This is a genomic window from Pseudomonas sp. HD6515, from assembly GCF_024971855.1.
GTDB lineage: Bacteria > Pseudomonadota > Gammaproteobacteria > Pseudomonadales > Pseudomonadaceae > Aquipseudomonas > Aquipseudomonas alloputida.
In genome coordinates this window covers 3,336,629-3,360,510 of the sequence record NZ_CP079827.1, presented here as the reverse complement: position 1 = coordinate 3,360,510, position 23,882 = coordinate 3,336,629, and the positions used below count along the sequence as shown (strand labels likewise).

General features: G+C 56.1%; 18 protein-coding genes and 5 pseudogenes. 14 read left to right on the top strand and 9 right to left on the bottom strand.

Annotated features, from left to right (window positions below; translation table 11 throughout):
- Nucleotides 1-297: 297 nt before the first annotated feature.
- A complete protein-coding gene (gene tri1 / locus KW568_RS15500; RefSeq protein ID WP_029887847.1) occupies nucleotides 298-1,413 on the top strand; it encodes an ADP-ribosylarginine hydrolase Tri1 in 1,116 nt (371 codons plus the stop codon).
- A gap of 283 nt (nucleotides 1,414-1,696) precedes the next feature.
- Here tri1 and KW568_RS15495 read toward each other — a convergent pair whose 3' ends face one another.
- Both KW568_RS15495 and KW568_RS15490 read right to left on the bottom strand, forming a co-directional pair.
- Nucleotides 1,697-1,960, bottom strand: a complete 264-nt coding sequence (locus tag KW568_RS15495; protein ID WP_004576635.1) for a hypothetical protein — start codon at nucleotides 1,958-1,960, stop codon at nucleotides 1,697-1,699.
- Nucleotides 1,961-2,188: 228 nt separating this feature from the next.
- A complete protein-coding gene (locus tag KW568_RS15490; protein WP_004576634.1) occupies nucleotides 2,189-2,452 on the bottom strand; it encodes a hypothetical protein in 264 nt (87 codons plus the stop codon).
- A gap of 445 nt (nucleotides 2,453-2,897) precedes the next feature.
- Here KW568_RS15490 and KW568_RS15485 point away from each other — a divergent pair.
- The 3 genes and pseudogenes from KW568_RS15485 to KW568_RS31155 all read left to right on the top strand — a co-directional run.
- Nucleotides 2,898-3,086: pseudogene (locus tag KW568_RS15485) on the top strand (type VI secretion system tip protein VgrG); the annotation flags it as partial.
- A gap of 158 nt (nucleotides 3,087-3,244) precedes the next feature.
- Nucleotides 3,245-3,943: a hypothetical protein gene (locus tag KW568_RS15480; RefSeq protein WP_003248379.1), complete on the top strand. Its 699-nt coding sequence runs from the start codon at nucleotides 3,245-3,247 to the stop codon at nucleotides 3,941-3,943.
- 33 nt (nucleotides 3,944-3,976) lie between these two features.
- Nucleotides 3,977-4,180, top strand: a complete 204-nt coding sequence (locus KW568_RS31155; protein WP_121783557.1) for a contractile injection system protein, VgrG/Pvc8 family — start codon at nucleotides 3,977-3,979, stop codon at nucleotides 4,178-4,180.
- On the opposite strand, the gene KW568_RS15475 is transcribed toward KW568_RS31155, so the two are convergent.
- From KW568_RS15475 to KW568_RS15445, 7 genes and pseudogenes are all read right to left on the bottom strand, one after another.
- Nucleotides 4,111-4,308, bottom strand: coding sequence for a polymorphic toxin type 46 domain-containing protein (locus KW568_RS15475; RefSeq protein WP_003248382.1), 198 nt, complete (start codon nucleotides 4,306-4,308; stop codon nucleotides 4,111-4,113). The genes KW568_RS31155 and KW568_RS15475 overlap by 70 nt on opposite strands.
- 26 nt (nucleotides 4,309-4,334) lie before the next feature.
- Nucleotides 4,335-4,646, bottom strand: a complete 312-nt coding sequence (locus KW568_RS15470; RefSeq protein WP_003248386.1) for a hypothetical protein — start codon at nucleotides 4,644-4,646, stop codon at nucleotides 4,335-4,337.
- Nucleotides 4,647-5,118: 472 nt separating this feature from the next.
- Nucleotides 5,119-5,469: pseudogene (locus KW568_RS15465) on the bottom strand (reverse transcriptase domain-containing protein); the annotation flags it as partial.
- A gap of 30 nt (nucleotides 5,470-5,499) precedes the next feature.
- A pseudogene (locus KW568_RS15460) lies at nucleotides 5,500-5,816 on the bottom strand (hypothetical protein).
- Between the two features lie 89 nt (nucleotides 5,817-5,905).
- Nucleotides 5,906-6,202 (bottom strand): immunity protein Tsi6 family protein, encoded by a 297-nt coding sequence (locus KW568_RS15455; RefSeq protein WP_003248391.1) that lies wholly within the window; start codon nucleotides 6,200-6,202, stop codon nucleotides 5,906-5,908.
- A pseudogene (locus KW568_RS15450) lies at nucleotides 6,199-7,291 on the bottom strand (polymorphic toxin type 46 domain-containing protein); the annotation flags it as partial. The gene KW568_RS15455 and the pseudogene KW568_RS15450, both read right to left, overlap by 4 nt.
- A gap of 586 nt (nucleotides 7,292-7,877) precedes the next feature.
- Nucleotides 7,878-8,126, bottom strand: a complete 249-nt coding sequence (locus KW568_RS15445; protein WP_019751687.1) for a hypothetical protein — start codon at nucleotides 8,124-8,126, stop codon at nucleotides 7,878-7,880.
- Nucleotides 8,127-8,288: 162 nt separating this feature from the next.
- Here KW568_RS15445 and KW568_RS15440 point away from each other — a divergent pair, with 162 nt between their 5' ends.
- The 10 genes and pseudogenes from KW568_RS15440 to KW568_RS15395 form a co-directional block, all read left to right on the top strand.
- Nucleotides 8,289-9,305 carry a hypothetical protein gene (locus KW568_RS15440; protein ID WP_003248396.1) on the top strand — a complete coding sequence of 339 codons (1,017 nt, stop codon included), beginning with the start codon at nucleotides 8,289-8,291 and terminating at the stop codon, nucleotides 9,303-9,305.
- Nucleotides 9,306-10,001 (top strand): hypothetical protein, encoded by a 696-nt coding sequence (locus tag KW568_RS15435; protein WP_003248399.1) that lies wholly within the window; start codon nucleotides 9,306-9,308, stop codon nucleotides 9,999-10,001. It abuts the gene before it with no gap.
- A gap of 25 nt (nucleotides 10,002-10,026) precedes the next feature.
- A complete protein-coding gene (tssI, locus tag KW568_RS15430; protein WP_033725266.1) occupies nucleotides 10,027-11,883 on the top strand; it encodes a type VI secretion system tip protein TssI/VgrG in 1,857 nt (618 codons plus the stop codon).
- Between the two features lie 10 nt (nucleotides 11,884-11,893).
- The gene (locus KW568_RS15425; RefSeq protein WP_004576629.1) at nucleotides 11,894-12,478 is read left to right on the top strand and encodes a DcrB-related protein; all 585 of its coding nucleotides are present in this window, start codon (nucleotides 11,894-11,896) and stop codon (nucleotides 12,476-12,478) included.
- Between the two features lie 34 nt (nucleotides 12,479-12,512).
- Nucleotides 12,513-12,980, top strand: coding sequence for a DcrB-related protein (locus KW568_RS15420; protein ID WP_004576628.1), 468 nt, complete (start codon nucleotides 12,513-12,515; stop codon nucleotides 12,978-12,980).
- 6 nt (nucleotides 12,981-12,986) lie between these two features.
- The gene (locus tag KW568_RS15415) at nucleotides 12,987-17,189 is read left to right on the top strand and encodes an RHS repeat-associated core domain-containing protein (protein ID WP_234547130.1); all 4,203 of its coding nucleotides are present in this window, start codon (nucleotides 12,987-12,989) and stop codon (nucleotides 17,187-17,189) included.
- Between the two features lie 4 nt (nucleotides 17,190-17,193).
- A complete protein-coding gene (locus tag KW568_RS15410) occupies nucleotides 17,194-17,790 on the top strand; it encodes a hypothetical protein (protein WP_004577237.1) in 597 nt (198 codons plus the stop codon).
- A gap of 12 nt (nucleotides 17,791-17,802) precedes the next feature.
- A complete protein-coding gene (locus KW568_RS15405) occupies nucleotides 17,803-20,397 on the top strand; it encodes an RHS repeat-associated core domain-containing protein (protein ID WP_409077975.1) in 2,595 nt (864 codons plus the stop codon).
- 2 nt (nucleotides 20,398-20,399) lie between these two features.
- Nucleotides 20,400-20,993, top strand: a complete 594-nt coding sequence (locus KW568_RS15400; RefSeq protein WP_259536394.1) for a hypothetical protein — start codon at nucleotides 20,400-20,402, stop codon at nucleotides 20,991-20,993.
- A 403-nt stretch (nucleotides 20,994-21,396) separates the two neighbouring features.
- A pseudogene (locus KW568_RS15395) lies at nucleotides 21,397-23,856 on the top strand (RHS repeat-associated core domain-containing protein); the annotation flags it as partial.
- Between the last annotated feature and the right edge of the window lie 26 nt (nucleotides 23,857-23,882).

The following is a 23,882-nucleotide window of genomic DNA, read 5'->3' as shown; positions in this document are numbered from 1 at the left end:
CTGAGCATTCCCTGGCTGCCGCGGATCAAACCGGCATGGCTGAACAACAGGTTCAGCACGTTATCACAGGACCAGGCACTGGACCTTTGCCGATGCCATGGTGCGCTGGTACCGGCAGGGTGAAAACCGCGTCAACGGCCGTTGCTTCGACATCGGCAATGTCACCCGCGCAGCCTTGGAAGGCTGAGAGGCCCAGGGGGCCTGACTGGATGGGCATCATCAAGGCCTCGACCGCAGGCAATGGTATCGTTGATACGCCAATGGCTCCGTTACCCAATTCATTCTCAAAGAAATCCCATGATCGATCTAAGAAGCTCAAACGCATTGCTGGCCGACTACGTGCGACGTTATGCGCATCTGTCGCCGGAGCCCTCCCGGCAGTTGCAGCAGCGGATGGACTCCACCTTGCAGTCTGATGCACTGGCGGCGCCGGCGGTCAAGCCAAGCTGGCTGCACTCCAGGGCCTGCACATTGACCGCGGAGCAGGCACTGGACCGCGCCAAGGGCGCGCTGCTTGGCCTGGCCATCGGCGATGCGGTCGGCACCACGCTCGAGTTCCAGGCCCGCGACAGGGGGCAGGTGAGCGACATGGTCGGGGGTGGCCCGTTCAACCTCGTTGCGGGTGAGTGGACTGATGACACCAGCATGGCGCTGTGCCTGGCAGACACGTATGTGAGCAAGGGCAAGTTCGATTACGCCACCTACGCAGATGCCTTGGTCCGCTGGTACCGGCGCGGGGAAAACAGTGCCAACGGTCGTTGTTTCGATATCGGCAATGCCACGCGCAATGCCCTTGAAGGCTGGCTGCGCGAGGGTATTACCTGGCAAGGCAACTATGACCCCTCGACGGCTGGCAATGGCTCCATCATCCGCCTTGCGCCTACGGCAATCTTCCGCCGGCACTCGCTGTCGGCAAGCTGGTGGGAAAGCGTCACGCAAAGCAGCGTGACCCACAACGCCGACGAGGCAGTGAACTGCTGTCAGCTGTTTGCGGCACAGCTGCATCTGGCGCTCAATGGTGCAGACAAGGAAGAGGCCCTGGCCCCAGCGGTGCGTTCGTTGCGGCCTCGCCCGATGATCATCAATGCGGGCGAGTACAAGCAAAAGAGCCGCGAACAGATCCGCTCCTCCGGCTACGTCATCGATACCTTGGAAGCGGCACTGTGGGCCGTATGGAACACCGACAACTTCAAGGACGCGATCCTCCTGGCCGCCAACCTTGCCGATGATGCCGACAGTGTCGCGGCCACCGCCGGCCAGTTGGCGGGTGCGCTGTACGGCGTGTCCGGCATGCCGCCGGAGTGGGTGGAGAAGGTTGCGTGGTCGCAACATATCCAGGAACTGGCAGCCAAGCTCTTCGATCTCTCGCCGCAGCATGATGAACTGGACGCATTGCTTTATGGCCAGCCTTGACGGTTCGGGCAGAAACTGTGAAGTACGCCACGAATCGAAACCAGAGGAACGCTTCGCGACACGTACCTGAGGCAGGAGCCGTATGCGGTAGTTCCGCACGTACGGATCTGTGCGGGGGGGGGGCAGCGAATCTTCTGCTTGAGTGTTTCGGTGTTCATGGTCAGTCCTGATTGGGGTAAGGGACTGCACCACTTCACCGCAGCGTGAGATGGCACCACTCATTTGTTGGTAGGGTCAAACGGTCATGCAGTGTCGGATTTCGTCAGCATTTATCTATGTGGCACTAGATGGCCGTGCCCCGATTTTTTCCCGGCTTGATGATTAATAATTCATCAAGTTGTCTTTTGCGGCATTTTATCACGAAAGCCAGCGCCGCATCAGGGTCATCCATGAAGGCATCAAATGTAGCTGGAGCAATGGCGAAATACTCTTCGTATTCAACCATGCCGTTGCTGACGGGGAACGAAACGTAATACTGACTAGCGTCTTCTTCGATGCCGATTGAGTACATGTGCTGACGACTGATGAAAAGATCTTTGAATTTCATAGGGGGCCTTCAAAAAAGGGGAGCGGTATTGAACCTCTTGGCGGCAATACTCGCCGCGTCTATGACGACTTCACTGTTGCCGTCAGGTAGCTTGCCACCAGGGATCCAGAATTCGTTAGCACCGGCTTCATTTCCCGATGGAATCCGTAGATTCAACTGCTTCGGATCAGGGATGTCTACCGGGACCAGTGCATTGGTATCAAGGAAATTCTCAGGCTAGCCAAGGGCTTACTCCAACGCGCGCTTGTCACCTGCTGTCTTGGCAAGTAGTTCGGTTGCTTCGTGGCCTAGCATGATGAACGACGTACTATCTTTCTGTGCGATGCCGTATTTCTCAAGGTTGGTCTGGGTCATGAAGCGTGAGGCGCCATTTTGGAATTGGGCCAAATGTTGCGCGACATAATCTGGATCTGGATAGGTGGTGGGGGTCGGGCATTTCGCCTTTGGCGATCGCAAGAATATCCTCTTCGGTGAATCCACGTTATGAAACATTTTTCTCCGCCAGTGGAGCTGATGCGTCAGGTAGCGAGACAGTTCGAGTGGGAGCTGTCGGGCATGGGCTCTGATCGATACCTCAAGAACCTTCTGTGACGGGCCATTCGGCGATTGCCGGGTCGCCTCCGGGCGCCAGTGAGGAAGATGAAGGATGGCGATATGACATTGCCTTGCAGGGCGGTATTGCCCCGTTTTCCTAGGCCTGTAGTGAGTTGACAGGGCAGCTTTTGCCGGTGTTTCCTTTGGGCCTTTCTGCCTGCCTGGCATTCGGGAATGTGAATCCTGTCGCACTTATTTCAATGCATGATGGCACTTTCCTTTCTGCAGGCAGTCGCATGATTCCGCAAGCACGTTATGCGCGCATGCAGAATACGCCCGCAAGATCAGGGTTGCAGCTGAGCATCGCAAGCGCGTGCTGGCCGTGTTTTCAAGGAGATTTCGCATGATCATGGACTTGGCCTCCGCGCTGCTGTCGCCACAGAACCGCCGCCTGTTCAAGTTTCACAACCTGGCCAACCCCGAGCAGGAGCTGCTGCTGGAAACCTTCAAGGGCACCGAAGCCCTGTCGTGGGCGTTCAACTACGAACTGCTGCTGGTCTGCGAAGACTCCGGCGTGCCGCTCATGATGGGCTAGCAAGTCAGCATCGAAATCGAAGTGGCCAAAGGCGGCTCGCGCTACATCGCATATGTTGGACAGCATAGCGCCTAGCCCAGAGTATCCTTGAGTGATGACGCAACCGGTTGGGGGACTGACTTGGGCGATTATCTGATTGGGAAAGATTGAATTAAATGTTTACGACCGAACGGTTTTTTGCGCGAATTTGGGCCTTCTGGTTTTTAACGCTTATGATTTCAGTGTTGACACTTGGGGTGGCGCCGAAGATTGTTTTTGTGCCCATGGCTGTATCGTCTTTTGTTACATTTTGCTGGTGCGTGAAATGCGCCTATCGTTCGGAAAGATTTGCTGATTTTGCGTCCTTACGTCTCTGTTTCAGCTTGACTGCCGTGCCGCTTTTTGCCTTTGTCCTGTCAATGGCGATAACGTACAAACAATCAAAAATGGGAGGCGTAGCGGCGCTTGCGATCAGCGCCGTGCCGCTCATTCTTACTGCGTTGGCTTTCGCATTGGCCTATGGGCATCGAAGCAAGGCGAGTTCATTCCTGTTACGCGGTGAGCGGGTAGAAGTATTCGAACCCGAGCAGGCCAATTCGTGGGTTGTGGGCGGGCTTGGTGCAGGGTTGAGTAGTCTGCTGTATCCGACGATAAAGAACTATAATAGTTCTATGGCCGTGGTGCTGTGTGTGATGGTTTTCATTTCGCTGTATTTGGTCTTCTATAATCGCACCAATATCGCTTCGTTAAGGGCGTTAAAAGAACGCGAGCGTCGTGAGGCGCGTCAATACACATTTCTTGAGATCGAATATGTGCGTGCGTTACGTGACGCTTCATGGTTGGCTCGGGTTTTTGCACTCAAGAGCCGAAAATAAGCGATATTAGACGCCAGTTATCCAGGAAGTGTGATGTTGACTTGCCGTCTCGACTCGCGAATCTTCCAGGGTAAGACGGTACAAGACCTAGTTGGCGAGGTATTTGCAGGTTTTGGCAGCTTGGCAAAGTGCGATTTCCGCCTGAACAAATCGTTGAAACCTTATAGCTACTGCAACCCGGAAAGATCGCCGTTCGTACCTTTGACTATAGTCAGTCGCGCAATTTCTTTCCGGTGATCATGCAGAGGCTCAATGAACAGGGGGATGTAATCGGCAGACTTATAGCCCTGTGACTTGAAGAAGTTGGCAGCAGTATCCTGGTTGCCTCGTATATTGGTGTCCTGCCAAGTTGCCCGTTCGAGCAAGCTTCTTGTATGTTCTCCATCTTTTTCTAATCGTGATTTTTATTTTTGGCTTGGAATTTCTTAAAGGAACTCCACTCCTCTCCATCAATCAATGCCATGTAAAATTCTGCAAATAACTGACTGAGATTACGATCGTCCTGTAAGTTGGTCTCCGGTAAGTAGCGGTAACCAGGTATGTCTCTAGCCTCCATGGGGGCATGAATTTTTCCATTTTCAGCTTTTAATAAGAGGCCGCGTAGGGTGTTGAGCATCAGCTTCGCATCGGAATTTTGATCTTCGAGAGCCTCAAGTTTTTCACGAAGCGCTGTAGCGGTAGCCTTCAGTGTGTGCGTGTTCATTGTCTATCCTAGTTATCAATAGTGCCTATGAGCTTGGTGGTCGACCACTCATTACGGTTAGGGGTAAGATATTGAAGTGCGCCACCCGCCCTGTCAATGTTACCTCCAGATTCGGTGGTAGTCGCAGTTTGCGGCACGTAGCTTTTGCAGATATAGCCCACCATCAGGGCTGTCGAGATACTCATTAATCTGTTTGTTGCTAAGACCTCGGGTGCAAAAGTCTCTGCATGTTTTAGTTGTTGATCGTGCGCTACAAAGTCAGGGTCCTGTTTCGCATGAAGCTCTCGCAAGCGCTTCGGCTCGACCTGGCTGATGGGAGATGGTCCTTTAAGGAAACTCCGAACAAGTTGCTCATCAGTCGGAAATGGGCGGCTTTGGGATGCCGAAAAGCCCGATTTTCAGTCGCTGATTATTGGATAATCAAGGCAAAGCCTTGGTATCTGGACTCACGGGCGCACCTCTCCCCGCACTCGCGCACTGCCCGCCGCATCCGCTTCAACGCTTGTGCACTGACTCCCGGAAGGAAGCTGGTAAAAAGCTTGTTCTGCTGGCCGATTGCCTTCCTGGGTCTAAAAGTGAAACCAAGGAAGGTAAAGCTCACATGCGGATACCCTGCGCGTCGATTGCTGTCCTTGCAGTACACGATTTTCGATTTCTCGGGATGCATCGTGAGGCCACAAACCGCTAGACGTGAAGCGATTGAACGCATCACGTGTTCTGCTTGCCTCTGGCTACGACAATGCACTACCGCATCATCGGCATACCGGGCAAAAGGACAGTTTGGGCTATTTCGTTGCATCCATGCGTCAAAGGCGTAATGAACTCATGAAAAGATGGCAAGGCTGCCCGCCCATCATCCCTGGGAGGGTTTCTCCCCCATGCGCGCCTTGAGCTTGTGCAGGGTAGGGGCTCGCCCCCGGAGAGCTCGATACGAAACTCGGCGAAGGCGTGCTCGAGATCGGCATACTGCTGCAGCCCTTCTTCGGTGAACAGATAGCTTCCGGGGATGTCACGCCATTCCATCGGGGTGCGGATCCGCTGCTGCTTTGCCGCGTTCAACAAGAGCGTCAGCTCTACACTCAACTTCATGGCGGCCGGGTCGTGTGACTTCAGCCGGTCAATGATGACACGCAGCGCTATCGATTTTTGCCGGAGTGCGTAAATGTCCATCGTGGCTCAGTCTGCTGGGTGTAGGGTTTATAGCTTTCGTCAGTGACTGCGCCCGATGTTCAGTGGCTGGCCTGATCGAACGTCGGCAATCAATCGGGCAGTTGAATTTTGAGGCCACGAGCCGACTGGATGGCTACGTAATAGGCGTCTTTCAGTGCTCTGGCCAACTCGGGGTCATTTTCTTCGAATTCTTTCGAGGCAATGGCACCGATACTGAGTTGGTGGAGTTTCGATTTATCTTGCTCACGCCCTTCGAACACGGCTTTCACATAGTCAAGTTGGTTTAGTAGCATCCCATAAATGGGGTAAGCGGGACAGGCCTTGTTCCGCTGCGCGGTAATGTCGATAGCCTTCTGTACATAGCCGAGGGGGGTTGTGGGTTTCATAATGCACCTGGTGTTATCAGTTTGAAGAGCTCGCGTTGGCCAGAGGTCATCTGCCGAGCACCGCCAATGGCGTTATAGGGTTGGGAAGGAACGGACCAGGTATCCAGTACCGGTGCCGAGGTACTCCTCAGCAGCGTGACCTTCTCAGTGCTCTGATAGACGTTCACGATCTTGGGCGCGATGGTTTCCGTTTTGTAGATCTGGCCAAGCGGGTTGATCCCCAGTTGCCCTGGCACCACGTCAGGGGTAGGAGAGTACCACATGCCTTGCCGGCCGCCGGGCACCTGGAATTGCCAAAGTGTCTTGCCCCGGTTGATTGTTTCCGTGAAGACTGGTTGAGTGAAGTCCAAGCCGTTCATGTAGCCTTCGTAGTCGGCAGGCTTATAGCCCTGTGACTTGAAGAAGTTTACAGCAGTTTCCTGGTTGCCTCGTATGTTGATGTCCTGTGCCAAGTTACCCGTTCGAGCGAACTTCTTGTTCAGGTACTCCCTACGGGAAACTTCCGTTAAGCCTGGCTTATCCGGTGCCTGAGCAATGGGTGGTCGATCGGGTAGTGGTCGCAATGGCTCCGGTTGCGCTTGTGCACGAGAGATCGGTGTGGCCTCTTTGGGCTGCAACTCCGGCTGCGCCAACAGTTTCTGCTCATTCTTCGCCAACCAGGCTGCCAGCTGCTTGTTGGAGATCTCGGCCTGCAGCCGAGCGCTCCGGGCGGCAATGCTTTCCATGCTGCTCATGACGCCGGCCTTCATCTGGCCCCGAGTAAGGTAGGTGACGATGGCTGTCAGTAACAGCAACACCCACTGCTCCTGCCCGCGAGCAAGCTGGCGTGCAGCACGCTCGACACGCTCCTGGGCCTGCGCCGCGGAACCGCCGCTCGGGTCCAGGCCAGCGGGCTTGAGGCCATCCTCGGCGAACCAGGCCGTGGTCATGCCTTGCTGAAGGGTCGACAGGCAGGCCCTGATAAAAATACTCGGCGATGGCGGACAGCCCCAGGCCCATGAGGATCAGGTTGCCGACCTGCAGGCCAATGCCGGCGCCGGCCACCGCGCCCGGCGCCGCGCCGACGCCAAAGGCGAACGCCCCGGCCACCACACTGATCGCCCTGTGGAACCTGAGGATGGCTCGAAAACAGCTGATGGGTATGGGTGAACTGCGCGCTTAAAAGAGAAATCTGGGCGAAAAGCCTCTGAAAACATGACGCATTGAGCGCTTTTTCGATAGATAGCCTGCGTGACGGGGAAATATCAACTCACCGTCTCCGCGCGGCAAGTTGACGGAGCATCCCAAGGTGACACGAGATGGAAGAGCTGACTTACGACAGCTATTGATGGCCTGATTCGAGGAATGTTTCAAGGCTCGCGGATTTATTAACTCAGTTGTTTTCTGTGTAGCTGTCAGGGGTGAGGCTGAAGCCCGGATGGCTTACGCAAGTCAGCGGGGTGGGGGCGGCGAGCAGCCTGAATTTGATGGAGATTGGAGTGAAATGGCTCATTTGAGCGCTTCCAATTGTTTGATGATTTCTGTATTTGTCATGACTTCCTACAAGTAGCGACGTGGGTGTGGGTATTAGAATTACTGGCGCCCGTCAACCTGGATGCAGGCATTTTTATCACTCATGCGCTTGCAAGGCCAGCCGTCACGGGTATAGGAATCAGACTTGAAACAATACCGCTCATCATTGATCCAGCACACCTGCCAGGCAGATCCTGAAGTCAACAGCTTCTGGCAGGGTGTGTACCCCTTCGCCCACAAGCCCAGCGTCACAAGTATCCCAAGCGTAGGCGCTATGTAGAACATTGACCACAGTGTCCTGTGAACGTTCTTGGTAATGCTGGTGTATGGGCAAAAGATGGCGCAATGCCATCTCATTCATAACGGCTAATGCGAAGGATGAGCGATATTCATAGTTGACAGAGTTGCGCATTCCAGTGTTTCCTGCGCCCTCTACACTCGGCCGGCAAATCCATTTGTGATCTGGTTGGCATATTCAGGTGTTGTTGGGAACTTTGCTTGCCTGCATAGGTCGCAGCGCCTGAGACGTGGGCCGATACTGCGCAGGTCGCGCAAGCAGGATTTTTGACAAGGCGTGAACAGAATCGTGAACAGAATCTATCCCTGTACCGCAGCCGACCCCATGGGCCTCGGCGGGCAAGACGGCCTTCTCGGGCAGGGTGACCTGCCATGGCCAAGTGTTGTAGCAGCCAGAACCTACGCCAAGATGGATGTAGGCGGCCTTTATTCGGCTGATGACATGAGTGCCGCCGAGTTTCTTGTTGCTGAACTACAGTCGTCCGAAACGCAGTTGAGTGCTGACGAAGCCGAAGAATACGCGCAGTTACTTTATAGCCTGATTGCAAAAATGGAAAAATCGGGGCGTTTTGCCGCGGATGAACTGCTGGCCATCAAGGAGAAGGCCGAGAAGATTCCAGTCGTAGGGGCACTATTATTTTCAACTGCAAATTTACCCGGCACGCTTGCCAACGTTGCTGCGCTAGGCCATGCCGCATCCAAAGCCACCAAAGTTGAAAACCTGCTGAACATGACGGATGCCACGCGCGGCAAGCTGAAGAAGTGGGCAGCGTCACGTGGCAAACCCGGCAGTGTATCTGCCGCCAGGGCCATGAAAGGGCGCCTGAAACTGGTGCGCATGGGCGGAAACCTCTACTTCGAAATACCCGCCAATAGCCAGGCAAGTTTGTACAGGCTGCCCGGTCGGGGCAGTAACCTGCATGTGGCTGCTTTCAATACCGCCAAGGCGATGCGTGCAACTGCCCATATTGACTCGGCCGGGTACAGCAGCCGTGGCGTAGGCAAAGTACTGACGGGTGCCAAATTAGGCGGCGCATTGGCGTTCGGCCCCCAGGCTTACCTAGATGCGACGGAGGCAAAAAGCGTCTCGGAGTTCTTCCAGAAGTCAGCTTACACCCAGCCGACCAATGCATTGGCCTTTGGTGTCGGTGTATTGGTCGGCGGGCTAACAGGGCCGGCTATAGTCGTGATTGCCTTGTCTTTGGGTGCGGGTTTGGCAGTTCAGTTTGTCATGAGTGATGATTTTTCGGGGCTGGGCACTACCCTGGGTAATTTCTTGACGGGGAAGGATTAAATGTTTACCACAGAACGTTTTTTTAAAAAAATCTGGTCGGTGTGGCTGCTGGTCGTGATATTGGCCCTGATGATGACCGGAGTGGCGCCGCCATTCATGGCGGTGCCGGCGATCCTGATCATTATCGTTATGACGCTGTGGTGCATCAATTGTGCTTACCGCAGTGAGCACTTTGTAAGTTTCGCGAATTTGCGCATGTTCTTCAATATGTCAGTTGCACCAATGTTCGCATCGCTGCTGACACTGGGTGTTACCTACAAAAAAATGAAGTTGGGAGCGGCGACTTCTTTGATGTTAGGGCTCGCACCCGTCGTGCTGGTGTTGTTGACCTATGCAATGGCTTATTACTGGCGCAGTAAAAGTGATATTCTCCACTTTAAAGGGCAGCGCGTGGAATCCATCGAGCCGCCCCAGAAAGTTCAGTGGTGGCAGGCGGGTTTGGCGGCGGGCTTGAGCAGCGTGATCTATCCGCTGATGAAAAGCCATGACGTGCCGGCCACCGGGTTGATCTACTTCTTTGCGCTAATGTCCGTGTTCATGGTGTTTTACAATCGTGACAAGATCAGTGCACTCAGAGAGCTGAAAGTGCGCGAAGCGAAGGAAAACCGTCAATACACATTCATGGATATTGAAACTATTCAGAGCATGCGTGCTGCCTCGTGGTTGGGCAGGCTTTTCGCCGTACGGGCGCGCTGATGTTCACCGTTACAGGGAGTAAATTATGCTAACTGACGTTCTTTCCATGCTCGCGCCGCAAAACAGGCGATTGTTCAAGCTGAATATCCTGACACAAACAGCCAACGATGAGTTTTTGCTGGAGCACTTTTCCGGCACTGAAGAGCTTTCCAAACTCTATGAATTCGATCTGGCCTTGCTCAGCCAACAGAGCGATGTAAAGCTCAAGTCACTGATTGGCAGCCAGGCCACGATAGAAATCGAGTTATCCAACGGCTCTTTCCGCTACATTAACGGCTATGTTCAGCGGTTTAGCACCCAAGGCAGCGACGGCGGCTATGTGCGTTATGCAGCCGTGCTAGGGCCGTGGCTGTGGATGCTGACTTGCCGCTTCGATACACGCATTTTTCAAGAAAAATCGGTCCAGGCTGTTGTCAGTGAAGTGTTCGCCGGATTTGGCACGCTGGCCAAGTACGAATTTCGTGTAAGCAAGTCGCTCAAATCGCACAGCTACATTACCCAGTACCGCGAGAGCGATTTCAACTTTGTGCAGCGCTTGCTTGAGAGCGAAGGGCTTTTCTACTACTTCGAGCACACGGCCGACTCCCACCTGATGGTCATCACCGATGACTCCAGCACCTTGTTGCCGCTGCCCGAACAGCCGCAGATTCGCTACCACTCCGCGTCGGTTACCGAAACCGCTGATTCCATTACTCAGTGGCAGTCAACGCGGCAGCTGCAATCCGGTCAAATTGCCGTTCGCACGTTCGACTATCGCCAACCGCGCAACTTCCTACCTGTGACCATGCAAAGCTTGAATCAACAGGGCGATGTGGACAGGTTCGAGATTTATGATTTCCCGGGCCAGTACACCCATGGCAGCTACGAAGATGGCGAAGCCATCGTACGCAACCGTATCGAAGCGCTCGAGTTGATGGGCAAGACCTTCTACGGCGAGAGCAATTGCCGGGCCATGAAGCCGGGTTACACTTTTGAGTTGATCCAGCATTATCTGCACGACACCGGTGACGCCGAGAACCGTAAGTTTTTGTTGCTGAGCGTGGAGCATCGCGGCAGCAACAACTACATGACTGGCGACCAGGCCGGTTACGTCAACCGATTCGTGTGCGTGCGTAAAAAAATCGCATACCGCCCGCAGTTAAACACCCGCAAGCCTTTGATCAACGGCCCGCAGACCGCCATCGTTGTCGGCCCCCCAGGCGAGGAAATCTTCACCGACGAACTGGGCCGGGTAAAGCTTCAGTTTCACTGGGATCGCCAGGGGCAGTTCAACGATCACAGCTCGTGCTGGGTACGTGTCGCCCAGTCCGGTGCCAGCGGTGGCTTCGGCAGCATCCAGATCCCACGCGTAGGCGACGAGGTGGTGGTGGTGTTCCTTGACGGCAACCCGGACCGGCCGCTGATCATGGGCAGCCTGTACAACAGCACCAACACTCCGCCATGGTCGCTGCCGGCGAACAAGACCCAAAGTGGTTTCCTGACGCGGTCGATGAAGGGCGACGGCGGTACCGCCAACTTCTTCCGCTTCGAGGACAAGGCCGGCGCCGAGCAGATCATCATGCATGCCGAGCGCAACATGGATACCGAGATCGAGCTGGATGAGACCCATGATGTGGGGAATAACCGCTCGATTACTGTTGGTGGTACGCACACCGAAACGGTCAAGAAAGACACCGTGGTGCAGGTGACCGAAGGTTCCTACACCCTGCAGGTCGACAACCAGTTCATCCAGGTGGCCGCAAAGCAGCACATCATCCTGCAGGTGGGCGACAGCAGCATCACGCTGACCCCGGAAGGCATCGAGATCAAAGGCAAGGTCATCGTGACCACCAGTACCGACACCACCCAGATCACTGGCGCCGCAGTGCGGATCAACGACTGAGGCAAGGTTCATGTACAAGCCCTCGATCTACGACCGCATCTCTGCCAGGCGCGAAGCGCAAGAGGAGTCTGCGCGGCTGGCCAGTCTGGCGGAAGCTGCTCATGTGCCCGAGCCTGTGCCCGAGCCGGAACCGCTGCCAGCCGTGTTGCAGGATGTCGCCAGCGCTTTCACCTTCGCAGGGTTCTCCTTGCAGTTTCCGCTCGGCTTTCGTTTTCGCGACATCCAGACCACCCTCGAGCATGAAGGCGAGCCGGTCAGCCTCAGCATCCGCCGCCGTGATGTACCCGCCAGGCAGCCGCTGGAGCAACTGTTCCAGCGCGCAGTCGAGGCTTTGCGCGAATTGAACCCGCAACTGCGCGTGATTCGCCAACGTGATTGCCTCCTGGCTGGGAACCCGGCCAAGGTCGTGGACTTTCACTTCAATGCCGGCCACGAGCCTCGGCACGGTCGCCTGGTCGGCGCACTGGTGCCCATCGCCGGCAGCGATTCGCTGCAATGGCTGGATATCTCCAGCGTGATCGACCCCAGCAAGCCCGGCCTGAGCCAGTGGCTGGCCGAGTTCGACCGCATGCTCGATGGCTTCGCGCAGGGCTGACCCCGATTTTTTCGCTATCAGGAATTTTCATCGCATGGATTACGAATTACAGGAAGGCGGCATTGCGCTGCCGGCAGGTTTCGAGGACCGCACGGTCAACATGTTCGTCTTGGGTGCCAGTGTTCCAGCACCCTTGAGCATCACCATCTCGCGTGACACCTTGCTGCCGGACGAATCGCTGCAGGCCTATGTCGATCGCCAGGTCAAGCTGCTCACCTCCAAGCTGCGCGGCTACACCCGCATGGGCAACAAGGCCGTCACGCTCTCGGTTACCGCACCCATTGCCGGTATCCAGATCGACGCCTATTACATGAACCAGGGCCGCCCGCTGTACCAGCGCCAGGCCGCCTTCATCATCAGCCCCGGGCGTGCCCTGATCTTCTCCACCACTGCACAGGCCGACTTCAGTGCCCAGCAGAACCAGGACTGGGACAACCTGTTGGCCAGCTTCACCCCGCGTGCCCCGTCCGAAACCAGCGCCGAGTCCGGCGAACAGGAGTAACCCCTCATGTTCGAAGCGGCCAGGTTCGGCGACGAGATATCGCACACCAGCGCGCTGGGGGGCTTCCTGATCGGGGCCGCCCTGGGGATTGCGCTGGTGGCCACGGTGGCCATCGCCACGTTCACCTGCGGGTTCGGCGTGGCCTTGCTGGCCGGCCTCGCAGCCGGCATCGGGGGCAGCTTGCTGACCGCCGCCGGAGAGGCGATAGGCAGTATGTTCTCGTCCCCCTCAGGGACGATAACCACTGCCTCACCCAACGTGTTCATCAACAGCCGCAAGGCCGCCCGCGTCGAAAAAAGCATCGGTGCCTGCGACAAGCACCCAGGGCCGGTGCAGATTGCCGAAGGCTCGACCAACGTCTTCATCAACAGCGTCGCCGCCGCGCGCAAGGGCGACAAGCTGACCTGCGGCGCCACCATTTCCGGTGGTTCGGACAACGTCATCATCGGCGGCGGCACCTACCGTTACCTGCCCGTGGACGATGAAGTCCCGGAGTGGCTGCGCACCACCGTGGATGTGCTGATGGCCATCGCCGGTGCCGCAGGCGGTATCGCCCAGCTGATCAAGGCGGGTACCCAGGCCGGCATGAAAGCCGTCATGCCTTGCGCGCTGAAGTTCACGGCCGGCTTCGTCGCCGGTGAGGTGGCCAGCCGTTACGTGGTCGAACCCGTGGCCCGCAAGGCTATCGGCGGCCTGGTCGGCAACCCCGTCGACCTCACGACGGGCCGCAAGCTGATCCCCGATGAAATCGACTTCAGCCTGCCGGGCCTGATGCCGATCGAGTGGTCGCGCTTCTACGCCAGCGACCTGACGGTCGACAGCGTACTCGGCCGCGGCTGGGTGCTGCCCTGGGAGCAGAGCCTGCGCCGCCAGGGGGCATTCATCTACCTCACCGACAACCAGGGCCGCGAAGTCCCGTTCGTGACCCTGCAACCGGGGCAGCGCATCTACAACCCGCACGAGCAGGTGTACCTGGTGTGCACCGAGGGCGGCCACTACATCCTGCAGACCCTCGACAACCTGTTCTTCTACTTTGGCGAAGTGCCAGACACCAACACCGAAGTGCCGCTGCAGCGTATCGAGAACGTCCTCGGCCACTTCCTGCACTTCACCCGCACGCCCGACGGCACACTGACCGACATCAGCGCCACCGGCGGCACCCGCGTACACCTGCACTACGACAACCCGCTGGGTCGCCTGACCGACATCAAGCGCGTGGTGAACAACGAAGCGGTGGAAACGCTTACCCAGTACCGCTACGACGAACACGGCCAGCTGAGCACGGTGATCAACCGCAACGGCGACACCGTGCGCAGCTTCAGCTACGCCGACGGCCTGATGGTGACCCACAGCAACGCGCTGGGGCTGGGCTGCCACTACCGTTGGCAAACCCTGGGCGACAAGCCACGTGTGGTCGAACACTGGACCAGCGACGGCGAGCACTACCACTTCCGCTACGACCTCGATAGCCGCACTAGCTGGGCCACCGACGTGCTCGGCCGCGAGCTGGAAGTACGGTACAACGCCGACCACCGCGTGGTCGCCAGCCGCGACTATGGCGGCGAGCGTTACGCCATCGAGCTGGACGAACACGGCAATATGGTCGGTCTGACCTTGCCGGACGGTAACCGCCTGCAATTCAAGTACGACGAATTCTCCCGCTTGCTAGAAGAGACCGATCCGCTGGGCCGCAAGACCACCTACGAATATCACCACCTGACCACACTGGTGACCCAGGTTAGCTACCCGGATGGCAGCACTTGGCGAGCGCGTTACGACGACAAGGGCAACCTGCTCGCCGAATTCGATGCCCTCGGCCAGATGACCGAGTACCTGAACAGCGATGACGGCCTGCCGCACACCATCATCGATGCGACCTACAAGTCCAAGTACCTGTGGTGGAACACCCTGGCCCAGGTCGAGCGCTACCAGGACTGCTCGGGCAAGAGTACGTACTACCGCTATGACGAACGCCAGCACCTGGTGGCGGTGACCGATGCGCTAAACCAGACCACCACGCTGGCGCGCAAGCCCCACGGCGAAGTGCTGCGCATCAGCCACCCGGACGGCACCACGGAAAGCTTCACCTACAACGTATACGGTCAGGTGCTCAGCCACACCGACGGCAAGGGCCAGACCACTCGCCTGATGCGCACCGCCCGCGGCCTGCCGAGCAGCCGCCAGGATGCCAAGGGCCAGCGGGTTCGCTACGAGTACGACAAGGCCATTCGCCTGACCGCGCTGGTCAACGAGAACAACGCCACGTACAGCTTTGCCTACGACGCTTCGGACCGGCTGAGCGAAGAAGTGCGGGTGGATAACCTGACCCGGCGTTTCAGCTACGACGTCGGTGGCCATCTCACACGACTGGATGAGATTGGCTATGGCGAGAATGCCGAACGGCCGGAGCGCCATACGCTGTTCGAGCGTGATGCCATTGGGCGTTTGGTTGCCAAGATCAACCGTGATGCGAGCCAGACATTCGCATACGACGACGGTGACCGGTTGCTGAGCATCGAGCGGCAACCGACCGGGATCGGCAAGCAGCTTGGGATCACGGAAGAAAAGCTGGAATACACCTACGATCTGCTCGGCCGTCTGACCAAAGAAATCACCCCTGACGGCACGCTTGGCTACGAGTACGACCCGCTCAGCAACCTGACCACGCTGACCCTCCCGGATGGGCGCAAGGTCAATCACCTGTACTACGGCAGCGGCCACCTGCACCAGCTGAACCTGGACGGGTTGGTGATCAGCGACATGGAGCGTGACGACCTGCACCGCGAGGTGTACCGGACCCAGGGCAAGCTCACCAGCTGCTTCGGTTATGACGCCATGGGGCGCAAGGCCTGGCAGTTTGCCTCGACCTTGCCGGCCGACAAGCTTTCGCAGGTGCACAACACCGGCATCAATACCTCGTTGCTGGTCGAGCACGCCTACAACCCGATCCACCGCCGTTACCAGTACGACCCGGCCGGTGAACTGGTGCGTACCCTCGACAAGTTACGCGGCGAGATCAAGTACGAATACGAAGCCAACGGCCAGTTGCGCAGTCGCGATACCGGCTCGTTGATCGGCAGCGAGGAGTTCCGCTACGACCCGGCAGCCAACCGCCTGGACTTCAATGCGCGGCAGTTCGACAAGGTCAAGGACAACCGGATCAAACAGTGGCGGGATCAGGAGTACCGCTACGACCCGTGGGGCAACCTGATCGAGAAGCGCTCGGGGCACAGCAAGCTGCAGCACTTCAGCTATGACTGCGAGAACCGGCTGGTGCGGGCGGAGACGTTGGTCAATGGCAAGCTGGAAAGCCAAGGCGAGTATCGTTACGACAGCTTGGGGAGGCGAATAGCCAAGCAGGCTGAAATCAATGGCGAGGTCGAGCAGAAGCGCTTCCTCTGGCAGGGGCTGAGGATGCTGCGGGAGGAAACGCCTGGGCAGAACATCCTGTACCTGTACGAGCCGGGTAGCTATGCGCCGTTGGCGCGGGTTGATCGGGTTGAAGGGGAAGGGCAGAAGGTCTATTACTTCCATACGGATCAGATTGGGACGCCGCTTGAGCTGACGGATAGCGAGGGTGAGATTGTCTGGCAGGCGACATATCGCTCGTGGGGTGAGATAGAGCAGCTAGCGGTCAATGAGGTGGAGCAGAACCTACGCTTCCAAGGTCAGTACTTTGATGCCGAAACGGGGCTGCACTACAACACGTTCCGATTCTATGTCCCTGAAATCGGGAGATTTCTGACACAAGACCCCATCGGTCTAGCAGGTGGAGATAATTTATATCAATATGCACCTAGCCCTATAGGGTGGATCGATGAACTAGGTCTGTCGTGCAACTCAGATGCCAAGCTTCTTCGAAAAGAACTCGGGATAAGTCCACAGGGGGGAGGTCAGTATGATGCGCATCATATTGTGATGTCCAACTCGAAAGATGCGAGGATGATTGCACTCCGGAAAAAGATGGATGAATTGGACATTGATATAAATGATAAGCGTAATGGGATTTGGCTGCCCAATACCGAGTCTGCAAGGGTTCCAGGTACAACTGCCACCCCTCACAAAGGTGCGGGTGTGCACGGCAAAGCCTATAAGCAATATGTCTTTGATAAGCTTTCCGTAGCCAATGGTCGAGAGGAATTTCTCAGCGCACTTTCCGAGATTAAGCAGTCGCTGTTTGATGGTATTTCATTTAAAACGATAAGGTAGAACTATGCTGGTAGAAGATTTGAAGCGCTTTAAAGATGAGGTTGTCAAGAAGGCTGAGGATTCTTCCTTTGTTTTGGATTTTGATCCTGATTGTGCCGAAGCCTCGAATATTAAGTGGTCGAAAGGAGTCGGAATTTCATTTATTCCTTATGAATTAGAGATGTCAGGTGTAAAGCCAAGCAGGCTGACTGCAAAGGAACCTACAAGTAAAAAAAATATAAACAAATATTATTACGTGGATGGGCGGTTGCAGAAGGTAGATATCTACAATGCAAAGGGTGAAATTCATGGGTTTGAATATTTTTTCTATGATGACAGGCGAGATTATTCAATTAAGATGAATCGTCACGGCGAACGTTTGTGGCTCAAGGTAATTGATAAAGAGCAAGGAGAAGTACGTAAAGCTTGCAGGGTTGATTTTGACTCGGAATTTTGGACGTTAGGTTACGACTGGAATCAAGGGCGTCTTCAGGAAATTCTAACGTTTTCGTCTAATAGCTTGCCAGGTATTAAGATATATCCCGTTTTCGAGGAAGGGGATCTTGTGGGCTTATTCACTTTGCGTGGTGAAGAGAAAATATATATTTATGATGAGCGGTAGGTTGGCCTGACCTTGCCGGACGGTAACCGCCTGCAATTCAAGTACGACGAATTCTCCCGCTTGCTCGAAGAAACCGACCCGCTGGGCCGCAAGACCGTTTACGAGTATCACCACCTGACCACACTGGTGACCCAGGTCAGCTACCCGGACGGCAGCACCTGGCGAGCGCGCTACGACGACAAGGGCAACCTGCTCGCCGAATTCGATGCCCTCGGCCAGATGACCGAGTACCTGAACAGCGATGACGGCCTGCCGCACACCATCATCGACGCGACCTACAAGTCCAAGTACCTGTGGTGGAACACCCTGGCCCAGGTCGAGCGCTACCAGGACTGCTCGGGCAAGAGCACGTACTACCGCTATGACGAACGCCAGCACCTGGTCGCGGTAACAGACGCGCTGAACCAGACCACCACGCTGGAGCGCAAGCCCGACGGCGAAGTGCTGCGTATCAGCCACCCGGACGGCACCACGGAAAGCTTCACCTACAACGTCTACGGTCAGGTGCTCAGCCACACCGACGGCAAGGGCCAGACCACCCGCCTGATGCGCACCGCCCGTGGCCTGCCGAGCAGCCGCCAGGATGCCATGGGCCAGCGGGTTCGCTACGAGTACGACAAGGCCATTCGCCTGACCGCGCTGGTCAACGAGAACAACGCCACGTACAGCTTTGCCTACGACACTTCGGACCGGCTGAGCGAAGAAGTGCGGGTGGATAACCTGACCCGGCGTTTCAGCTACGACGTCGGTGGCCATCTCACACGACTGGATGAGATTGGCTATGGCGAAAATGCCGAGCGGCCCGAGCGCCATACGCTGTTCGAGCGTGATGCCATTGGCCGTTTGGTCGCCAAGCTCAATAGCGATGCGCGGCAAGACTTCGTCTACGACGACGGCGACCGGTTGCTGAGCATCGAGCGCCAACCGACCGGGATCGGCAAGCAGCTTGGGATCACGGAAGAAAAGCTTGAGTACACCTACGATCTGCTCGGCCGTCTGACCAAAGAAATCAGCCCTGCCGGCACGCTCGGCTACGAGTACGACCCACTCAGCAACCTGACCACGCTGACCCTCCCGGATGGGCGCAAGGTCAATCACCTTTATTACGGCAGTGGCCACCTGCACCAGTTGAACCTGGACGGCCAGGTCATCAGTGACATGGAGCGCGATGACCTGCACCGCGAGGTGTACCGGACCCAGGGCAAGCTCACCAGTTGCTTCGGTTATGACGCCATGGGGCGCAAGGCCTGGCAGTTTGCCTCGACCTTGCCGGCCGACAAGCTCTCGCAGGTGCACAACACCGGCATCAATACCTCGTTGCTGGTCGAGCACGCCTACAACCCGATCCACCGCCGTTACCAGTACGACCCGGCGGGTGAACTGGTGCGTACGCTGGACAAGCTGCGTGGCGAGATCAAGTACGAGTACGAAGCCAACGGCCAATTGCGCAGTCGCGATACCGGCTCGTTGATCGGCAGCGAGGAATTCCGCTACGACCCGGCAGCCAACCGCCTGGACTTCAATGCGCGGCAGTTCGACAAGGTCAAGGACAACCGGATCAAACAGTGGCGGGATCAGGAGTACCGCTACGACCCGTGGGGCAATCTGGTCGAGAAGCGCTCGGGGCACAGCAAGCTGCAGCACTTCAGCTATGACTGTGAGAACCGGCTGGTGCGGGCGGAGACGTTGGTCAATGGCAAGCTGGAAAGCCAAGGCGAGTATCGTTACGACAGCTTGGGGAGGCGAATAGCCAAGCAGGCTGAAATCAATGGCGAGGTCGAGCAGAAGCGCTTCCTCTGGCAGGGGCTGAGGATGCTGCGGGAGGAAACGCCTGGGCAGAGCATCCTGTACCTGTACGAGCCGGGTAGCTATGCGCCATTGGCGCGGGTTGATCAGGTTGAAGGGGAAGGGCAGAAGGTCTATTACTTCCATACGGACCAGATTGGTACGCCGCTGGAGCTGACGGACAGTGACGGCAAAATCGTTTGGCAGGCGACGTATCGTTCTTGGGGGGAGATAGAGCAGCTGACGGTCAACCAAGTTATGCAGCACATGCGCTTTCAAGGTCAATACTGTGATCTTGAGACAGGGCTGCATTACAATGCTTATAGATATTATGATCCACAAGTTGGCCGTTTCGTAACGCAAGACCCGTTGAGTATCGACGGCGGAATGAATCTCTATGGGTATGCTCTAAATCCGATCCTATGGTTGGATCCACTTGGGCTATCCTGCGGGTCCGATGCGAAAAAACTTGCAGACAGCCTCGGTAGTAAACCAGTAGGTGGAGGGCAGTATGACGCGCATCACATCATAATGTCCAACTCAAAAGACGCCAGAATGATAGCTTTGAGAAAGCAAATGAAAGAACTGGGGATCGATATCAATAACAGGAAAAACGGCATCTGGTTGCCAAATACAGAATCTGCTAGAGTTCCCGGAACACTAACGACGCCACATAAGGGGGCTGGCATACATGGAAATGCCTACAAGCAACATGTGTATGATACATTGGCTGGCAGAACAACTAAGAAAGATTTTTTGAGTGGACTCGCAGAGCTCAAAGAGCAATTAAATAGCGGTAAAACTTTTGCTGTTAGGAGGTAGTCGTGATTCCTGATAAATTTAAAGGTTTGGTTGAAATTTTAAAATCTAAGCTTGATATGGATCTTTCTGAAAGTGCGGGCGTGCAGTGCATAATAAGTGAAGAAGTAAAATGGTCTAGGGGGCCAAGTTTTTCTATATTGCCTTATGGTCTGGAATTGGCCGGGGTGACTCCGTCTCCCATTCTCAACTCTGAGCCAAAGAATAAAAAAAATTGCTTTAAGTTCTATTGCTCTGAGTCGTATGGTTTTTATAGGTCTGATATATATGGTGTGAACGCGACAGTGATAGAAACTGAGATATATCAGATGGAGGGGCAATCTACTTATTCAATCCGTTTTGACGATGACGGAGAGGCTATTAGGGCGTCTGGGGTTGTATTTGAGAATGGAGTACCAAATATATCATGCCGCCTGGAGGACGATGGTGAATATTGGTGCTATGAGTATAGGTGTGAAGCAGCAAGGATAACATCAATGATTGTATATGCTAGCAATAGCGCTCCTAGCACAGAGATATTCATTGAGCGAAATGGCGAAAACGTGGTTGGCTTATATTTTTGCAGTAAAGATTCAAAAGTGTATATCTACAAGGTTTAGTTGTTGGGTTGATGCGTGACTATTTGTTGTGTCTCAAATATGGAGTGCTATATTCACAAGGTTTTTTGTTGACCAATCTTATTGAGCTTGCATTGGCGATGTCTGGTCGTGAATGCCTGCTGGAATATATTAAATTGTGTAGAGTCCCAAATGCAAAAATATACTGATCAAATAATCAAGTTGACAGGTCTTGGGTAGCGCTGTCTGTCGCCATGGTTGGTTTTGTTTGAATTTGCTAATATTGTATTTTGCAGGTGTCCGTAGTTCTTTAATAACATGTTAGGTAGTATTTTGGGGCGAAAGCCCCGATGTCTCTATAAATCGTCAATTCAGAAATTGCGTCTTTCATAGGAAGGGCGCCACCTCTTTGGCAGCACTGGCACAGGTCTGCACCGAAGGTGGCCACTACCGCTGGCAAACCCTGGGCGACAAGCCGCGCGTGGTCGAACACTGGACCAGCGACGGCGAGCACTACCACTTCCGCTACGACCTCGATAGCCGCACCAGCTGGGCCACCGACGTGCTCGGCCGCGAGCTGCAAGTGCAGTACAACGCCGACCACCGCGTGGTCGCCAGCCGCGACTATGGCGGCGAGCGTTACGCCATCGAGCTGGACGAACACGGCAATATGGTTGGCCTGACCTTGCCGGACGGTAACCGCCTGCAATTCAAGTACGACGAATTCTCCCGCCTGCTCGAAGAGACCGACCCGCTGGGCCGCAAGACCCAGTACGAATATCACCACCTGACCACACTAGTGACCCAGGTCAGCTACCCGGATGGCAGCACTTGGCGAGCGCGCTACGACGACAAGGGCAACCTACTCGCCGAATTCGATGCCCTCGGCCAGATGACCGAGTACCTGAACAGCGATGACGGCCTGCCGCACACCATCATCGATGCGACCTACAAGTCCAAGTACCTGTGGTGGAACACCCTGGCCCAGGTCGAGCGCTACCAGGACTGCTCGGGCAAGAGTACGTACTACCGCTATGACGAACGCCAGCACCTGGTGGCGGTAACAGACGCGCTGAACCAGACCACCACGCTGGAGCGCAAGCCCGACGGCGAAGTGCTGCGCATCAGCCACCCGGACGGCACCACGGAAAGCTTCACCTACAACGTCTACGGTCAGGTGCTCAGCCACACCGACGGCAAGGGCCAGACCACCCGCCTGATGCGCACCGCCCGTGGCCTGCCGAGCAGCCGCCAGGATGCCATGGGCCAGCGGGTTCGCTACGAGTACGACAAGGCCATTCGCCTGACCGCGCTGGTCAACGAGAACAACGCCACGTACAGCTTTGCCTACGACACTTCGGACCGGCTGAGCGAAGAAGTGCGGGTGGATAACCTGACCCGGCGTTTCAGCTACGACGTCGGTGGCCATCTCACACGACTGGATGAGATTGGCTATGGCGAAAATGCCGAGCGGCCCGAGCGCCATACGCTGTTCGAGCGTGATGCCATTGGCCGTTTGGTTGCCAAGATCAACCGTGATGCGAGCCAGACATTCGCATACGACGACGGTGACCGGTTGCTGAGCATCGAGCGGCAACCGACCGGGATCGGCAAGCAGCTTGGGATCACAGAAGAAAAGCTGGAATACACCTACGATCTGCTCGGCCGTCTGACCAAAGAAATCACCCCTGACGGCACGCTTGGCTACGAGTACGACCCGCTCAGCAACCTGACCACGCTGACCCTGCCGGATGGGCGTAAGGTCAATCACCTGTATTACGGCAGTGGCCACCTGCACCAGTTGAACCTGGACGGCCAGGTGATCAGCGACATGGAGCGCGATGACCTGCACCGCGAGGTGTACCGGACCCAGGGCAAGCTCACCAGTTGCTTCGGTTACGACGCCATGGGGCGCAAGGCCTGGCAGTTTGCCTCGACCTTGCCGGCCGACAAGCTCTCGCAAGTGCACAACACCGGTGTGAATACCTCGTTGCTGGTGGAGCACGCCTACAACCCGATCCACCGCCGTTATCAGTACGACCCGGCCGGTGAACTGGTGCGTACCCTCGACAAGCTACGCGGCGAGATCAAGTACGAGTACGAAGCCAACGGCCAATTGCGCAGTCGCGATACCGGTTCGCTGATCGGCAGCGAGGAGTTCCGCTACGACCCGGCAGCCAACCGCCTGGACTTCAATGCGCGGCAGTTCGACAAGGTCAAGGACAACCGCATCAAACAGTGGCGGGATCAGGAGTACCGCTACGACCCGTGGGGCAATCTGGTCGAGAAACGCTCGGGGCACAGCAAGCTGCAGCACTTCAGCTATGACTGTGAGAACCGGCTGGTGCGGGCGGGGACGTTGGTCAATGGCAAGCTGGAAAGCCAAGGCGAGTATCGGTACGACAGCTTGGGGAGGCGAATAGCCAAGCAGGCTGAAATCAATGGCGAGGTCGAGCAGAAGCGCTTCCTCTGGCAGGGGCTGAGGATGCTGCGGGAGGAATCGCCTGCGAAGAGCATCTTGTACCTGTACGAGCCGGGTAGCTATGCGCCGCTGGCGCGAGTCGATCAGGCTGAAGGGGAGGAGCAAAAGCTTTATTACTTCCATACCGATCAGATCGGTACGCCGATCGAGCTGACCAATAGCGAGGGCGAGATCGTTTGGCAGGCGACCTATCGCTCGTGGGGCTCGGTAGAGCAGCTAGTAGTTAGTGAGGTGGAGCAGAATATACGATTCCAAGGTCAATATTTTGATTGCGAATCGAGCCTGCACTACAATACTTTTCGATTCTACGATCCAGAAGTTGGACGATTTGTGAATCAAGACCCAATTGGATTATTGGGAGGAGCTAACCTGTATAGCTATGGAGTCAATCCGATATCTTGGATTGATCCTTGGGGATGGAGTGCAAAGCCTTCACATTCCCCTGATGT

Bases quoted from the DNA above. Each gene is read 5' to 3' on its own strand.
- KW568_RS15495 (WP_004576635.1), bottom strand. From the start codon at position 1,960: ATGAAATTCAAAGATCTTTTCATCAGTCGTCAGCACATGTACTCAATC.
- KW568_RS15480 (WP_003248379.1), top strand. From the start codon at position 3,245: ATGTTTACGACCGAACGGTTTTTTGCGCGAATTTGGGCCTTCTGGTTT.
- KW568_RS15435 (WP_003248399.1), top strand. From the start codon at position 9,306: ATGTTTACCACAGAACGTTTTTTTAAAAAAATCTGGTCGGTGTGGCTG.
- KW568_RS31155 (WP_121783557.1), top strand. From the start codon at position 3,977: ATGTTGACTTGCCGTCTCGACTCGCGAATCTTCCAGGGTAAGACGGTA.
- tri1 (WP_029887847.1), top strand. From the start codon at position 298: ATGATCGATCTAAGAAGCTCAAACGCATTGCTGGCCGACTACGTGCGA.
- KW568_RS15455 (WP_003248391.1), bottom strand. From the start codon at position 6,202: ATGAAACCCACAACCCCCCTCGGCTATGTACAGAAGGCTATCGACATT.
- KW568_RS15470 (WP_003248386.1), bottom strand. From the start codon at position 4,646: ATGAACACGCACACACTGAAGGCTACCGCTACAGCGCTTCGTGAAAAA.
- KW568_RS15410 (WP_004577237.1), top strand. From the start codon at position 17,194: ATGCTGGTAGAAGATTTGAAGCGCTTTAAAGATGAGGTTGTCAAGAAG.
- KW568_RS15415 (WP_234547130.1), top strand. From the start codon at position 12,987: ATGTTCGAAGCGGCCAGGTTCGGCGACGAGATATCGCACACCAGCGCG.
- KW568_RS15445 (WP_019751687.1), bottom strand. From the start codon at position 8,126: ATGCGCAACTCTGTCAACTATGAATATCGCTCATCCTTCGCATTAGCC.
- KW568_RS15490 (WP_004576634.1), bottom strand. From the start codon at position 2,452: ATGTTTCATAACGTGGATTCACCGAAGAGGATATTCTTGCGATCGCCA.
- KW568_RS15425 (WP_004576629.1), top strand. From the start codon at position 11,894: ATGTACAAGCCCTCGATCTACGACCGCATCTCTGCCAGGCGCGAAGCG.
- tssI (WP_033725266.1), top strand. From the start codon at position 10,027: ATGCTAACTGACGTTCTTTCCATGCTCGCGCCGCAAAACAGGCGATTG.
- KW568_RS15420 (WP_004576628.1), top strand. From the start codon at position 12,513: ATGGATTACGAATTACAGGAAGGCGGCATTGCGCTGCCGGCAGGTTTC.